Source organism: Paraburkholderia sp. RAU6.4a, assembly GCF_050435625.1.
GTDB classification, from domain to species: Bacteria; Pseudomonadota; Gammaproteobacteria; order Burkholderiales; family Burkholderiaceae; genus Paraburkholderia; species Paraburkholderia tuberum.
The window spans coordinates 1,926,068-1,940,379 of the sequence record NZ_JBNDKQ010000002.1 but is presented as its reverse complement, the minus strand read 5'-3'; the positions used below and the strand labels follow the sequence as shown (position 1 = coordinate 1,940,379).

Annotated in this window: 14 protein-coding genes and 1 riboswitch; of the genes, 5 read left to right on the top strand and 9 right to left on the bottom strand. The window is 65.9% G+C overall.

Annotation, left to right across the window (positions count from 1 at the left end):
* Positions 1 to 16: 16 nt before the first annotated feature.
* From OKW40_RS13685 to OKW40_RS13675, 3 genes are all read right to left on the bottom strand, one after another.
* Entirely contained in the window at positions 17 to 1,099 is a 1,083-nt protein-coding gene (locus OKW40_RS13685; protein WP_184058409.1) for a PhoH family protein, read from the bottom strand.
* A 43-nt stretch (positions 1,100 to 1,142) separates the two neighbouring features.
* On the bottom strand, positions 1,143 to 2,528 hold the full coding sequence (gene miaB / locus OKW40_RS13680; protein WP_184058408.1) for a tRNA (N6-isopentenyl adenosine(37)-C2)-methylthiotransferase MiaB: 1,386 nt from the start codon (positions 2,526 to 2,528) through the stop codon (positions 1,143 to 1,145).
* Between the two features lie 131 nt (positions 2,529 to 2,659).
* Positions 2,660 to 3,625, bottom strand: coding sequence for a LysR family transcriptional regulator (locus tag OKW40_RS13675; RefSeq protein ID WP_429490188.1), 966 nt, complete (start codon positions 3,623 to 3,625; stop codon positions 2,660 to 2,662).
* 110 nt (positions 3,626 to 3,735) lie between these two features.
* On the opposite strand from OKW40_RS13675, the gene OKW40_RS13670 reads away from it, so the two are divergent.
* The 4 genes from OKW40_RS13670 to ribB all read left to right on the top strand — a co-directional run bounded on the left by OKW40_RS13670 (position 3,736) and on the right by ribB (position 7,362).
* Positions 3,736 to 4,143 (top strand): VOC family protein, encoded by a 408-nt coding sequence (locus tag OKW40_RS13670; RefSeq protein ID WP_429491973.1) that lies wholly within the window; start codon positions 3,736 to 3,738, stop codon positions 4,141 to 4,143.
* A 26-nt stretch (positions 4,144 to 4,169) separates the two neighbouring features.
* Positions 4,170 to 5,336 carry an MFS transporter gene (locus OKW40_RS13665; protein WP_429490186.1) on the top strand — a complete coding sequence of 389 codons (1,167 nt, stop codon included), beginning with the start codon at positions 4,170 to 4,172 and terminating at the stop codon, positions 5,334 to 5,336.
* A 130-nt stretch (positions 5,337 to 5,466) separates the two neighbouring features.
* Positions 5,467 to 6,174, top strand: a complete 708-nt coding sequence (locus OKW40_RS13660; RefSeq protein ID WP_429490184.1) for a helix-turn-helix domain-containing protein — start codon at positions 5,467 to 5,469, stop codon at positions 6,172 to 6,174.
* A gap of 137 nt (positions 6,175 to 6,311) precedes the next feature.
* A riboswitch (FMN riboswitch) is annotated at positions 6,312 to 6,495 on the top strand.
* Positions 6,496 to 6,642: 147 nt separating this feature from the next.
* Positions 6,643 to 7,362: a 3,4-dihydroxy-2-butanone-4-phosphate synthase gene (gene ribB / locus OKW40_RS13655; RefSeq protein WP_429490182.1), complete on the top strand. Its 720-nt coding sequence runs from the start codon at positions 6,643 to 6,645 to the stop codon at positions 7,360 to 7,362.
* 95 nt (positions 7,363 to 7,457) lie between these two features.
* On the opposite strand, the gene OKW40_RS13650 is transcribed toward ribB, so the two are convergent.
* From OKW40_RS13650 to glpD, 3 genes are all read right to left on the bottom strand, one after another.
* On the bottom strand, positions 7,458 to 8,144 hold the full coding sequence (locus tag OKW40_RS13650) for an HAD family hydrolase (protein ID WP_184058398.1): 687 nt from the start codon (positions 8,142 to 8,144) through the stop codon (positions 7,458 to 7,460).
* A 124-nt stretch (positions 8,145 to 8,268) separates the two neighbouring features.
* Complete coding sequence (gene glpK, locus OKW40_RS13645) at positions 8,269 to 9,768, bottom strand: glycerol kinase GlpK (RefSeq protein ID WP_090805462.1); 1,500 nt, start codon at positions 9,766 to 9,768, stop codon at positions 8,269 to 8,271.
* A 259-nt stretch (positions 9,769 to 10,027) separates the two neighbouring features.
* Positions 10,028 to 11,557: a glycerol-3-phosphate dehydrogenase gene (gene glpD / locus OKW40_RS13640; protein ID WP_429490180.1), complete on the bottom strand. Its 1,530-nt coding sequence runs from the start codon at positions 11,555 to 11,557 to the stop codon at positions 10,028 to 10,030.
* A 198-nt stretch (positions 11,558 to 11,755) separates the two neighbouring features.
* On the opposite strand from glpD, the gene OKW40_RS13635 reads away from it, so the two are divergent.
* Positions 11,756 to 12,130, top strand: a complete 375-nt coding sequence (locus tag OKW40_RS13635; RefSeq protein WP_184050855.1) for a hypothetical protein — start codon at positions 11,756 to 11,758, stop codon at positions 12,128 to 12,130.
* 28 nt (positions 12,131 to 12,158) lie between these two features.
* Here the strand turns inward: OKW40_RS13635 and OKW40_RS13630 are convergent, their stop codons facing one another.
* From OKW40_RS13630 to OKW40_RS13620, 3 genes are all read right to left on the bottom strand, one after another.
* Complete coding sequence (locus OKW40_RS13630; protein ID WP_429490178.1) at positions 12,159 to 12,812, bottom strand: TetR/AcrR family transcriptional regulator; 654 nt, start codon at positions 12,810 to 12,812, stop codon at positions 12,159 to 12,161.
* A gap of 195 nt (positions 12,813 to 13,007) precedes the next feature.
* Positions 13,008 to 13,205: a hypothetical protein gene (locus tag OKW40_RS13625; RefSeq protein ID WP_167368606.1), complete on the bottom strand. Its 198-nt coding sequence runs from the start codon at positions 13,203 to 13,205 to the stop codon at positions 13,008 to 13,010.
* Positions 13,206 to 13,511: 306 nt separating this feature from the next.
* Positions 13,512 to 14,291 (bottom strand): DeoR/GlpR family DNA-binding transcription regulator, encoded by a 780-nt coding sequence (locus tag OKW40_RS13620; RefSeq protein ID WP_429404459.1) that lies wholly within the window; start codon positions 14,289 to 14,291, stop codon positions 13,512 to 13,514.
* Positions 14,292 to 14,312 lie beyond the last annotated feature (21 nt).

Below are 14,312 nucleotides of genomic sequence, written 5' to 3'. Positions count from 1 at the left end.
TGCTAAGCGCATCGCTTTAGCGCGGATCGACCGCGGCCGGCGACTTCTGCGCATGCGCATCGTACGCCTCCACAATTCGCGCGACCAGCGGATGCCGCACCACGTCCGCGCTCGTGAAACGCGTGAGCGCGATGCCGCGCACGTTCGCGAGCACCTGTTGCGCTTCGATCAGCCCGCTCTTCTGGCCGCGCGGCAGATCGACCTGGGTCGTGTCGCCGGTGACGACCGCCTTCGAGCCGAAGCCGATTCGCGTGAGGAACATCTTCATCTGCTCGGGCGTGGTGTTCTGCGCCTCGTCGAGGATGATGAACGCGTGATTCAGCGTGCGGCCGCGCATGTATGCGAGCGGCGCGATTTCGATCATCTGCCGCTCGAACATCTTCGCGGTTTTGTCGAAGCCGAGCAGGTCGTACAGCGCGTCGTAGAGCGGGCGCAGATACGGATCGACTTTCTGCGCGAGATCGCCCGGCAAAAAGCCGAGCCGCTCGCCCGCCTCGACGGCCGGGCGCGTCAGCACGATGCGTTTGACCTGGTCGCGCTCGAGCGCGTCGACCGCGCAGGCCACCGCGAGATAGGTCTTGCCGGTGCCGGCGGGGCCGACGCCGAACGTGACGTCGTGCGACACGATCTGCTTCAGGTACTCGCGCTGCGCCGGCGTGCGGCCGCGCAGATCCGCGCGTCGCGTGTACAGCTTCGGGCCGTATTCCTCGAAGTCGTCCTCGCTCGCATTGGTGTCGGCGGGCTGGTCGAAAGGGTGGTCGGGATTGCCGGCGAAGTGCGCGTCGACGGTGTCGCCATTGCCATTGCCGTTGCCATTCGAACGATGACGCACCGGATGACGCACTTCGACGAGCGCGAGCTGGATGTCGTCGACCGACAAAGGCTCGCGCGCGTTGTTGTAGAAGTTTTCGAGCGCGGTGAGCGCGAGCTTCGCGCCGCGCCCGCGGATCGCGATGCGGTGGCCGCGGCGCTGCAGGGTCACGTCGAGCGCCTGCTCGATCTGCCGCAGATTTTCGTCGAGCGGTCCGCAGAGGTTGGCGAGCCGCGCATTATCTTCGCGCGGTGCGGTGAATTCCAGAGGCTGCTGAGTGGTCTTCAAGGCGGTGAGTCGATCCTGTCGGTTGCGGTACTCAGAATGTCGTTCAATGCGTCGTCGCGGCGCTGTCGTCGTGAACCATCACGAGTTCACCACGCAGCGAGTGTGGATACGCGTGCACGATCTTCACGTCGACCATCTGACCGATCAGCCGTGCATGCGACGCGACCGGCGCCGGGAAATTGACGACGCGGTTGTTCCCGGTGCGGCCCGCGAGCTCGTTCGGATCCTTGCGCGCCGGGCGCTCGACCAGAATGCGTTCGACCTTGCCGACCATCGCGTGGCTGATGCGCTGCACGTTCTCTTCGATCGTGGCCTGCAGATGCTGCAGGCGCTTGAGCTTCACCTCGCGCGGCGTGTCGTCGTGCAGGTTCGCGGCCGGCGTGCCGGGACGCGGGCTGTAGATGAACGAGAAGCTCGTGTCGTACTTCATCTCTTCGACGAGCGCCATCATCTTCGCGAAGTCTTCCTCGGTCTCGCCGGGGAAGCCGACGATCATGTCCGTCGACAGCGACAGGTCCGGGCGGATCGCGCGCAGCTTGCGGATCACCGACTTGTACTCGAGCACGGTGTAGCCGCGCTTCATCGCCATCAGGATGCGGTCGGAGCCGTGCTGCACAGGCAGATGCAGGTGGCTGACGAGCTTCGGCACCTTCGCGTAGGTGTCGATCAGGCGCTGTGTGAACTCCTTCGGATGCGACGTCGTGTAGCGGATCCGTTCGATGCCGGGGAGGTCCGCGACGTATTCGATCAGCGTCGCGAAGTCGGCGATCTCGGTCGAACCCACGGTCAGCGCGCCGCCGAATTTTCCACGATAAGCGTTCACGTTCTGGCCGAGCAGCGTGACTTCGCGCACGCCCTGGTCGGCGAGGCCGGCGATTTCGGTCAGCACGTCGTCGAGCGGACGCGACACTTCCTCGCCGCGCGTGTACGGCACGACGCAGTAGCTGCAGTACTTGCTGCAGCCTTCCATGATCGACACGAACGCGCTCGGACCTTCGACGCGCGCCGGCGGCAGGTGATCGAACTTCTCAATTTCGGGAAACGAAATATCGACCTGCGCGCGGCCGCTCGCGCGGCGCTCGTCGATCATCTGCGGCAGGCGGTGCAGCGTTTGCGGACCGAACACGATATCGACGTACGGCGCGCGCGCGACGATCGATGCGCCTTCCTGACTCGCGACACAGCCACCCACGCCAATGATCAGATTCGGATTCGCGTCCTTCAGCTCGCGTACGCGGCCGAGGTCGGAGAAGACTTTTTCCTGCGCTTTTTCGCGCACCGAGCAGGTGTTGAACAGGATCACGTCGGCGTCTTCCGGCGTGTCGGTCTTGACGAGTCCTTCAGCGGCACCGAGCACGTCGACCATCTTGTCGGAGTCGTACTCGTTCATCTGGCAGCCAAAGGTCTTTACATAAACTTTCTTGGTCATCGAATTTCGCCGGTCGCAGTGGTTAACCTGGGGGCGTCGTAAAAGGTGAAGGAGGCCGCGGCGCGGGGCAGCGCGGCGCGTGATGGCCGGCTTGCGCGTGTCTTTGCAGCGTAACTGCATATTATAGCCCTTCACGCAACGGGGGTTTCGGCGCTCATTGGCCGGTCCGGCGGCAGTCCCAGCAGGCTTTCCAGTTCATCCGACACCTGCGCGAAGCGCTCGGCGAGGAAATCGAGCAGCACGCGCACGCGCGGCGCCATGAAGCGATTGCGGTGATACAGCGCGTGCAGCGGCGCATCGGGGTAGCGCCATTCCGGCAGCAGGATCTTCAGGCGACCGGCGCGCAGGTCCGCTTCCACGTCCCACATCGATTTGATCGCGATGCCGTAGCCGCGCAGCGCCCATTCGCGCGCGACCGCGCCGTCGTTGGTTTCGCGCGCCGCTTCGAACGGCACGCTGTAGTGCTGCACCTCGTCACCGCGCGTGAAGCGCCATTCGCTGGCCGGCCCCGATGCGGTGCCGAGCACGATGCAGTCGAAATTGGCGAGGTCGAGCGGGTTCTTCGGCTCGCCGCGACGCCCGACGTATTCCGGTGATGCGCACAGCACCCGCCGGTTCGGCGCGAGCCGGCGCGCGACCAGCGAGCTGTCCTGCGGCACGCCGAAGCGGATCGCCAGATCGATGTCCTCCTGCACGAGATTGGCCAGCGCATCCGACAGCGTCAACGCGAACGTCACGTCCGGGTACAGCGCGTTGAATTCGTCGAGCCAGTGCATCAGCAGGTTGCGGCCGAAGTCCGAGGTCGCCGACACCCGCACCTTGCCGCGCACGACGCCCTGGCCCGCTTGCAGCGCGGCTTCGGCGTCGTCGAGCGATTGCAGCGCCTGGCGGCAGCAGTTCAGGTAGAGGCGGCCTTCGTCGGTGAGCCGTAGCTGCCGCGTGGTGCGCTCGAACAGGCGCGCTTTGAGCCTCGCTTCCAGTTTCGCGAGCCGCGCGCTCGCCGCGGCGGGTGTCAGGCCCATCTTGCGGCCCGCCGCCGACAGGCTGCCTTGCTGCGCCGCTTCGACGAAGAGGCGGATGTCGCCGAGGTTATCCATCGCTGGCTTTCAAGCGGAATTTGAAAATGCTTCAAATGCTACGCCAATTATCAAATTGGCGTCACGCCGCGACAATGCAGCCGTCGAAACCTCCGCTGCTGTCCTTCGTCATGCAACTCGGTCACGCGACCATCGTCACCGCCGACCTCGATTCCGCCCGACGTTTCTTCGTCGACATCGTCGGGCTCACCGAAGGCGCGCGCCCGCCGTTTTCCGTCGACGGCTACTGGCTGTACGCAAGCGGCCGCCCGGTAGTGCATCTGATCGCCGCGCCGGCTTCCGGCGCGGCGGGCCGCGTCATGCCGCGCATCGATCACATCGCCTTTCGGCTCGATAGCGCCGGCGAATGGCAAGCGTTGCTCGAGCGGCTCGGCGCGCACGACATCGGCTATCAGACCGCGCAGGTGCCGGCGAGCGCTGTGCAACAGGAGCAGCGGCAGCTGTTCGTCGCGCTCGCGCCGGGCGTCGTCATCGAATTCGTGACGGCGGCGCGCCAGGCCCTTCAACCCAAACCCTGATCCCACCTCATTCCCGGAGCGGAAAAATGCCCATGCCATTACTCGCGCTCGCGATTAGCGCCTTCGCCATCGGTACCACCGAATTCGTCATCATGGGCCTGTTGCCCGAAGTGGCGCGGGATCTGGCCGTGTCGATCCCGTCCGCGGGCCTGCTCGTCAGCGGCTATGCGCTCGGCGTCGCGGTCGGCGCGCCACTGCTCGCGGTAGTCACGAGCAGGATGTCGCGCAAGTTCGCGCTGCAGCTGCTGATGGGCGTGTTCATCGTCGGCAATGTGTTGTGCGCGGTGGCGCCGGGTTATTCGGTGCTGATGATCGCGCGCGTCGTGACCTCGTTCGCGCACGGCTCGTTCTTCGGCATCGGCGCGGTGGTCGCGGCCTCGCTCGTGCCGGTCGAAAAGCGCGCGAGCGCGATCGCGCTGATGTTCACGGGCCTCACGCTCGCGAACGTGCTCGGCGTGCCGTTCGGCACCTTCATCGGCCAGCAGTTCGGCTGGCGCGCGGCGTTCTGGATCGTCAGCGGCTTCGGCGTGCTGTCGCTCGCGGGCATCAGCGCGCTGGTGCCGAACCGCCACGACACCGGCCCCGCCGGCCTCGCCCACGAAGTGCGCGTGCTGCAAGACCCGCAAGTGTGGAGCGCCCTCGCGATGACGGTGCTCGGCTTCGGGGGTGTGTTCGTCGTGTTCACCTATATCGCACCGATCCTCGAGCAGGTGAGCGGTTTTTCGCCGCGCGGCGTGACGCTGATCCTCGTGCTGTTCGGCGTGGGCCTGACGGTCGGCAACATGGTCGGCGGCAAGCTTGCGGACCGCGCGCTGATGCCGTCGCTGATGGGCATTCTCGCCGCGCTCGCGGTCGTGATGGCGATCTTCGCGCGCACCAGCCATTCGCAAGCGGCTGCCGCGATCACGGTGTTCGTGTGGGGCATCGCGGCGTTCGCGACGGTGCCCCCGTTGCAGATGCGCGTGGTCGAGAAGGCCGCCGCCGCGCCGAATCTCGCGTCGACACTGAACATCGGCGCGTTCAACGTCGGCAATGCAGCGGGTGCGTGGCTCGGCGGTCTCGTGATCAATCACGGCCACGCGCTCGATACCTTGCCGTGGGTTGCCGCCGCGGTCAGCGTCGCCGCGCTGCTGCTGACGTGGTTCGCGGCGCGCATGGATGCGCCGGCGCGCGCGCTCGCGCAAAGCGCGTGAGTCGTCAGTTGCTTGCCTCCGCCATGCTGATAACAGTGTGAGGATAACTTCGTTGGGCGCGGCCAAAGCCGATGCTATCTTGCTTCCACTTACTGCTCTTGCCCCGCCTGGCGGGGCTCTGGAGGCCAATATGCATTCCCCGCTCGCGCTGGTCCGCGATCCCTCTGCCGATGCCGACACCGACGCGTCACCGCGCTCCGCCGAACCCTTCGATGCGCTCGAACAGCTGGTCGGCGTGAATCTGGCGCGGCTGCGCGCCGAACGGCAGCTTTCGCTCGATGCGCTGGCGCGCGCATCAGGCGTGTCGCGCGCCATGCTCGCGCAGATCGAGTCGGCGCGCAGCGTGCCGTCGATCAAGGTGCTGTGCAAGGTGGCGGCGGCACTGAAGGTGTCGGTGGCGGCGTTCCTGCGGCGTCACGCGACCAACGGCTTCGAGCATCTGCCGGCCGAGCGCTCGGCCCGCGTGGTCAGCGCGAACGGTCGCTACTCGGTGCGGCCGCTCTATCCCGACGACGAGTCGATCGCCGCCGAGTTTCACGAACTGCGGATCGCCCCGCTGCATACCGAAGCGGGCGTGCGCCGCGCGCCTGGCACGACGGTGAATCTGGTGGTCAGCGACGGTACGCTCGAAGTCAGCGTGCACGACCAGCGTCAACTGCTCGCGACCGGCGACGCGATCGTGTTCGACGCCGACCAGCCGCACAGCCTGCGCAATCCCGGCGACACCGAGGCGCGCGCGTTTCGCGTGACGCTGCGGGCTGAGACGCCGCCGCGCTGGGAAGTGCCGGCCGCGGGCGCCGCACGCGACGAAGCCGCACTCGAAGGTGTGCCGGGTTGAGAATCGACGGCGTCGAGGTTCAAGCGCGGGTCAGGGCGTCGATGCAGGTCAAATGCAGTGAGTAGGGTCTTTGTTCGTCGCGCTGCAGCGCTCGCGCGACTGTTGTATGCTTCGCCCGCCGGTCGAACCGGCAATCAGTGCGTCTTCAGGGCGGGGTGAAATTCCCCACCGGCGGTGGGCCGGCAGCGCGACAGCGTGAGCCGGCAAGCCCGCGAGCGCCCGCATCGCTTAGCCTTCGGCATAGCGCAGACAGGAGCGGGGTCAGCAGATCTGGTCAGAAGCCAGAGCCGACGGTCATAGTCCGGATGGAAGAAGATGTGCAGATAGTCATGTGCGTTCCGCGACGCCGCCTGTAGCCGGGTGGCGTATCAGCGTCCGCTTCCGCGCGGCGCCTGGGCGGCGCGTGTCAGTCTGTTTGCAATGCCCTGAAACGTTTCTCGCCCAACTTTTGCGATGAGCGTTTCAACCATGTCCTTTGCTGCTTTTCCTGCTCCGTCGACGATTGCAGACGATGCCTTCGCCGATCTCCCGCTGCTTGCCACCGAAGCCGTTCCGCCGCGTATCGCCGCCGCCTTGCAGGCGCTGCGCGAGGGCCGCGCCGTGGTGCTGCAGGACGACCACGACCGCGAGAACGAAGCCGATCTGATCGTCGCGGCCGAGCGCCTGTCGGTCGAAACGATGGCGCTGCTGATCCGGGAATGCAGCGGCATCGTCTGCCTGTGCCTGCCCGACGACAAGATCCGCGCGCTCGAACTGCCGCCGATGGCCGTCAACAACGAAAGCCGTCACGGCACCGCGTTCACGGTGTCGATCGAAGCGCGCGAAGGCGTCAGCACCGGCGTGTCCGCGCAGGATCGCGTGACCACGATCCGCGCCGCGATCGCCGATACGGCCAAACCCGCCGACATCGTGCGCCCCGGCCACGTGTTCCCGCTGCGCGCGATGCCGGGCGGCGTGCTGGCGCGGCGCGGCCACACCGAAGGCACCGTCGATCTGGCGATTCTCGCGGGCCTGAAGCCGGCCGGCGTGCTGTGCGAACTGATGAACGCCGACGGCACGATGACGCGCGGCGCGGACGTCGAGCGCTTCGCCGTGCAACATGATCTGCCGATGCTGACGATCGCCGAGCTGGTCGAGTTTCGCGAGTCGCTCGCGCAGGTGCGCGAGGGCGCGATGGCCGAGGCTTGACGGGCCGTCCATCGAGCGGCACGCGACGCCATGACGCAAAAAAGCCGGTTCTTCTTCCGAAGAACCGGCTTTTTTATCGGCGTTGCGCAAAACCGCTACGACTGCACGTCGCCGAATTCGCCGCGCACGCCCGCCTCGATGAGCGCCGGCAGTTCATCCATATGCTTGATGATTCGCGTGATACCCATCGCGCGCAGCGCATCCGCGTAGCCGTCCGGAATATGGCTCGCGCCGACGAACGCGATCGTCTTCATGCCTGCCGCGCGCGCCGCGTTCAAACCCGCGACGCTGTCCTCGACGACGAGGCAACGCGCCGGCACGACGCCAAGCGTCGTGGCCGCGAACAGATAGACGTCCGGATACGGCTTCGGCCGCGCGACCTGCTCGGCGCTGAACACGCGCTCGCCGAAAATCTGCTGCAGACCCGCGCGCCGTACCGATGCGGCGACGCGCGACATACGGCTGTTCGACACGACCGCTGCCGGCAGCGTCACGCGTTGCAGCGCGTCGCGCACGCCGTGGATCGGACCGAGCGACGCGGCGAGCGCGAGCTCGACATGGTGCTCGATCGTGTCGAGGAAGTTCACCGGCAGCGTGATGTCAAACCGCGTTTCTAGGCCGGCGAGAAAGCGCGAGGTTTGCTGGCCGAACGCGGTTTTGACGACGGGGGCGAAATCGATGCCGGGGAAGGTGGCCGTCAGCGTGTCGAACATCACGCGATCGGCGATGACTTCACTGTCGACGAGCACGCCGTCGCAGTCACAGATGAGGTGGTCGATCATGCCTGAAAAACGGTAAGCGCAAAACGCGCGGGGCGGCGGGTTACTGGCCCGCGCGCCGGGATGAAAAGCGTCATCATACGTACTTTCGGACCGCGTCCTTTTGGCGTTCTGCGCGCCCGCGGCCTTACGGCGTATCGGCCCACGCCTTCGCCGCGCGGATCGCGCGCTGCCAGCCATCGAGGCAGGTCCTGACCTCCGCATGCGGTAGCGCCGGCGTGAAGCGGTGCTCGAGCTTCCACTGGCTTTTCAACTCGTCGATGTCCTTCCAGTAGCCCACCGCAAGACCGGCCAGATAGGCGGCGCCGAGTGCGGTGGTCTCGGACACCTGGGGGCGCACCGTGTCGACGCCGAGGATGTCGGCCTGGAACTGCATCAGCAGATTGTTCGCGCAGGCGCCGCCGTCCACGCGCAACTCGCCGATGCGAATGCCCGAGTCGGCTTCCATCGCCTTCAGCACATCGAGCGATTGATAGGCGATCGAATCGAGCGCCGCGCGCGCGAGATGCGCGGAGGTCGTGCCGCGCGTGACGCCGAACAGCGTGCCGCGCGCATGCGCGTTCCAGTGCGGCGCGCCGAGGCCGGCGAACGCGGGCACGAGATACACGCCGTCGCAATGCGGCACGCCGCGCGCGAGCGTTTCGATTTCCGCCGCGTTCCTGATGATGCCGAGGCCGTCGCGCAGCCACTGCACCACAGCGCCGCCGATGAAGATGCTGCCTTCGAGCGCGTAGTCGATACGCTCGCCGATCTGCCAGGCGATCGTCGTGACGAGATTGTTGTTCGATTCGATCGGTTTGGCGCCCGTGTTCATCACGAGGAAGCAGCCGGTGCCGTAGGTGTTCTTGACCATGCCGGACTCGGTGCACATCTGGCCGAACAGCGCGGCGTGCTGATCGCCGGCGATGCCCGCGAGTGGAATCTTCGACGCGAACACGGTGGTCACCGTCGGTCCGTACACCTCCGACGACGGCCGTACTTCCGGCAGCATGCTGCGCGGAATGTCGAGCGCGGCGAGCAGTTCGTCGTCCCACTTCAGGGTGTGGATGTTGAACAGCATCGTGCGCGACGCGTTGGTCACGTCGGTGACGTGCAGCGCGCCCTTCGTGAAATTCCACATCAGCCAGCTGTCGACGGTGCCGAACGCGAGCCGGCCCTGACGCGCTTTTTCGCGCGCGCCTTCGACGTTGTCGAGAATCCAGCGGATTTTGGTCGCCGAGAAATACGAGTCGATCGGCAAGCCGGTCTTCGCGCGCACGCTCGCTTCGAGACCCTGCGCTTTCAGGTCGTCGCAGAAGTCGGCGGTGCGGCGGTCCTGCCAGACGATCGCGTTGTAGATCGGGTGGCCGGTTTCGCGATCCCACACGATCGTGGTTTCGCGCTGGTTCGTGATGCCGATCGCCGCGATCGACGTGCCGTTCATGCCGGCTCGCGTGACCGCCTCGGCGGCGACGCCGGCCTGCGTCGACCAGATTTCCTGCGGATCGTGCTCGACCCAGCCCGGGTGCGGGTAGATCTGCTGGAATTCCTTTTGTGCGGTCGACACGACGTTGCCGCGCCGGTCGAACAGCATCGCGCGCGAGCTGGTGGTGCCTTGGTCAAGCGCGAGAACGTACTGATCCAGCATTGTCTCTTCTCCATGCATGTTACGGATCGCCGGATTGCTGGCCGGCGATGCGAGCGGCGTGTTGTCGTGAGCGGGCCGCCATAGTGTGAGGGCGCGTGCCGGTGTCGTCCAGCCGAAGCTGCGGTGGGGCCGGCCCGGGACGCGCGGATGGTGTGCGCCGTTTCTACGGGCTCGCGCCGTTTGCTTCACCCGGCATTGGCGCCGCGTTGTGTTTGCCGCCGCTTTTGTCGGGGCATGCCAGTTTGCCCGGCCGGGCCGCCTACGCGCTCTGCCGGGCCGGTTCGCGCGCGAACCACGCGTCGATATCGCGCGTAACCTCATCGAGCGTGCCCGGCTCGACGTGCAGGCCGAGCTTCGAGCGCCGCCACAGCACGTCCTGCGCGGTGCGCGCCCATTCGGTATCGCGCAGATAAACCAGCTCGGCTTCGTGCAGTCCCGGCGCGAACTCGCGACCGAGCTCGGCGCGCGAGCGCGCGAGGCCGATCACGCAATTCGCGCGCGTGCCATACGCGCGCGCGAGCCGATGCGCGAGCGACGCCGGCAGCCATGCGTGCTCGCGCGAGAACTCACCGAGGAAGCGATTGAAGTTCGCCTGTGCGATGTCGCCGCCCGGCAGCGGCGCGTCGACGGTCCACGCGGACCCGCCGTGGCGCAGCGCGTCGGTGAGCGTATCGACGGCCTGCTCGGCGAGCTTGCGAAACGTCGTGATCTTGCCGCCGAACACCGACAGCAGCGGCGCCTGTTCCGCGGGCGCGTCGAGTTCGAGCGAGTAGTCGCGCGTGACCGCCGACGGATTGTCCGCGTTCTCGTCCTCCAGCAGCGGGCGCACGCCCGAATAGCTCCAGCGCACGTCGGCCGGCGAGATCTTCTGCCTGAAGTAGCGGTTGATCGAATCGCACAGATACTGCGTTTCGTTGGCGTCGATCGCGACTTGCGACGGGTCGCCGCGATATTCGAGGTCGGTGGTGCCGATCAGCGTGTAGTCGTGCTCGTAGGGAATCGCGAAGATGATCCGCTTATCGGCGTTCTGGAAGATGTACGCGTGGTCGTGCTCGAACAGGCGCCGCGTGACGATGTGGCTGCCCTTGACGAGCCGCACGCTATGCGCCGATGGCCGGCCGAGCGCGCCCTTCAGCAGCTCGCCGACCCACGGGCCCGCCGCGTTCGCGATCGCGGCGGCGCGCACGTCGAGCGTCGTGCCGTCCGCCCGTTGCAGTTGCGCGCGCCACTCGCCGCCGGCGCGCTCTGCGTTGACCAGCTTCGTGCGCGTGAGGATCGTCGCGCCGCGCTCGTGCGCGTCGAGTGCGTTCAGGACGACGAGGCGCGCGTCGTTGACCCAGCCGTCCGAATAAACGAAGCCGCGCTTGATCGTTTCGACGAGCGGCGCGCCGGCCGGATGCCGGCTCATCACGATGCCGCGCGAGCCCGGCAGCAGCTCACGTTTGGCCAGATGGTCGTACAGGAACAGACCCGCGCGGATCAGCCAGGCGGGGCGCAGATCCGGCATATGCGGCATCACGAAGCGCAGCGGCCAGATGATGTGCGGCGCCGCGCGCAGCAGCGTCTCGCGCTCCTGCAGCGCCTTGCGCACGAGCCCGAACTCGCGGTACTCGAGGTAGCGCAGGCCGCCGTGGATCAGCTTGGTACTTGCCGACGAGGTGTGCGCGGCCAGATCGTCCTGCTCGCACAGCAGCACCGTCAGGCCGCGGCCGGCCGCGTCGCGGGCGATGCCGGCGCCGTTGATCCCGCCACCGACGACGAGCAAATCGTATTTCGTGCCTTGCGTCACCTGGTGAGCCTCTGCATCGAATCTGGGAGTAAGTTGGAAAGCTGATTGAACGAATCATGTTCGTTTTCGAACTTTAATGAACGTATTCGAAAAAGTAAAGTTCGCTTCGACCCGAGCGAGCCTGGGTCGAATGGCACGGAGTGGCGCAACGCGCGACCGCGGACGATACTCTCGGTAGCAGCCATTTCGAGGTGATGTATGCGTGGACTTTTGATGATCGGCGCGGCGGCGCTGCTGGCGGGATGCGTGAGTACGCCGAGTCTGGAAGGGACGAGGGGCGCAACGTCGTTCGAGGCGTTACAGAAGATGTGCTCGCCGCAAACCGTCGACTACGGCAGCGACGCGCAGAACGTCTATGAGACGTTCTTCGATGCCTATGTGGCGAACCGGCGCGGCCGGCTGTCGAACGACGACTTCTGCGCGTTCCAGGCATCGATCGCGCAGCGCCATGCGAGCGAGGCGACGAGCAGCGATCCGAAGGTGCGCAACCAGTGGGTCGAGTTCTTCAACGAGCAGCGCGCAAGGGCGATCAGCTGGCGTGCGAGTGCCGATCCGACCTTGCGTAACGGGTAAGCAGCAACGGTTTGACCGGCGAGCCGGTTCACTTGTGCGGCGCCAACGCTCCGCGCCACAGCATGCGCAAAAGCTGCGCGAACACGGCTTCACGTGATGGCTGCCGCGCTCCGTCGCCGGCGGAATCCGCCTGTTGCGCGGCCGACGGCGGTAGCTGGTTCGCGAGCGCAAGCATCGTGAAGCCGTGCAGGCCCGTCCAGTACGCATAGCCGATCAGGCGCGGATCGCCTTCGAGAATACCCGCCTCGACGAGCCGCTCGAAGTGCGCTTCCAGCAGACGCCACGCGCGCTGCGACGCCGCGGCCAGTTCAGGGTAAGCGCCTTGCTGTTGCGGCGTCTGATCGAACATCAAACGGTAGGCGTGCGGTTCATCGAGCGCGAAGTCGACGTAGGCCCGGCCGACGGCGCTGTGATCGATGGCGGGGGCGTTCGCGGGGATGCCGCGCGCGGCCGCTTCGAGGCGCGCGGCGAAGCGGTTGAACGCGGCGGCGCGGACCATCGCCAGAATTTCTTCCTTGTCGCGGAAATAGCGATACGGTGTCATCGCGCTGCAGCCGAGCTCCTTCGCCAGCTCGCGCATCGTCACGCCTTGCGCGCCGCGGGTCGCAAATGCGTTTTCGGCGACGCGTCGCATGGCTTCGCGAAACTGCTGGATGTCGTCGGCGGAGAGCGTCTTGGGCATGCGCGAGGGCGGGGAAGTCCGTCGCGTGAATTTACTGTGTAAATGAGATGCGCACAACAAAGGGCCGCGAAGGCGGCCCGCTGTCAGGGGAGTTGAACGATACGAGACCGGTAGTCTCGAGCGAAGCGCGCGGCGCATCCGCCAGGGCGGCGCGGATACGCCGCCAACGGCTCTCGGATCGAACGACAGGGAATCTCAGGAAAAACGTTTGATGGCCCGCAATGCGGTGTCGCCGGTTTCGGTCACGCGCCATTCTTCGTTGCCCGATGCGAGGCGTTCGAGTTGCACCAGTTGGCGTTCGAGCAACGCATCGAGTTCTTCTCGGTCCATTTCGACCTGGTTGGGGGCGTCCTTGACGAGTAACAACGTGGCGAATTCATGCGGACTCAGCATCGTTCTCTCCATGTCAGCAAATTGCGGACAGCCTTGCAGTCGACCGACAGGCCGGGGCGGGGTCCGCTAAGGATCAGGGCGGGAGGTACGGCTTACACGACAGATTCACAAACCGACGCCGTGCGAAACTCGCAACGCACGTTGGGGAACTGGAGTGTAGGCGAGCACCGATGAAACGCCAACCTGGTCCCCGTAAATTTTCCATTTGACAATTGGTCGCGCGATCGGCGGTCCGGCCCCGCAGCCAGATTCTTGATTTCACGCGAGGTTTTGCGTGCACCGCAGCATGGCGGAGATCGCCTGGAATTATCCGGCGATATAGATTTGACAATTCGCGGCGTTCAGCGCTTCGGCCATGTCGGCGGCCGGCGCGGCGTCGGTGAACAATGCGTCGATCTGCTCCAGATGTCCCTGGCGAACTAGCGCCGGGCGGCCAAACTTGGAGTGATCCGCGGCGAGGAACACGGTGCGTGCGTGCTCGATGATCGCCTCGGCGACACGCACTTCGCGCGTGTCGAAATCGCGCAGCGTACCGTCCGTTTCGATGCTCGACGTGCCGATGATCGCGAAATCGACTTTGAACTGCCGGATGAAGTCGATCGCCAGTTCACCGACGATGCCCTTATCCCACGGCCGCACGATGCCCCCCGTCACCAGCACTTCGCAATCCGGGTAGCCGCTCATCATGCTCGCGACGTTCAGATTGTTCGTGATCACGCGCAGTCCACGGTGGCGGTTCAGCGCGCGTGCCACTTCCTCGGTGGTCGTGCCGAGGTTGATGAAAAGCGATGCCTGATCGGGAATGTGAGTGGCGACTAGCGCCGCGATGCGTCTTTTCTCTTCATGAAACATGCGCTGGCGCGCGGTGTAGGAGACGTTCTCGGAACTGGTCGGCAGACTGGCGCCGCCGTGATAGCGGCGCAGCAGATTCATATCGGCGAGCCAGTTGACGTCGCGGCGGATCGTCTGCGGGGTGACGTCGAAGTGGCCCGCGAGGTCGTCCACGGTCACGAAGCCGTCGCGTTGCACCCATTCCAGCAATTCCTGTTGCCGGGCGTTGAGAGTCAGGCGGGGGTCTCGTGTCATGTGTCTCGGGTGGTGGCTGTC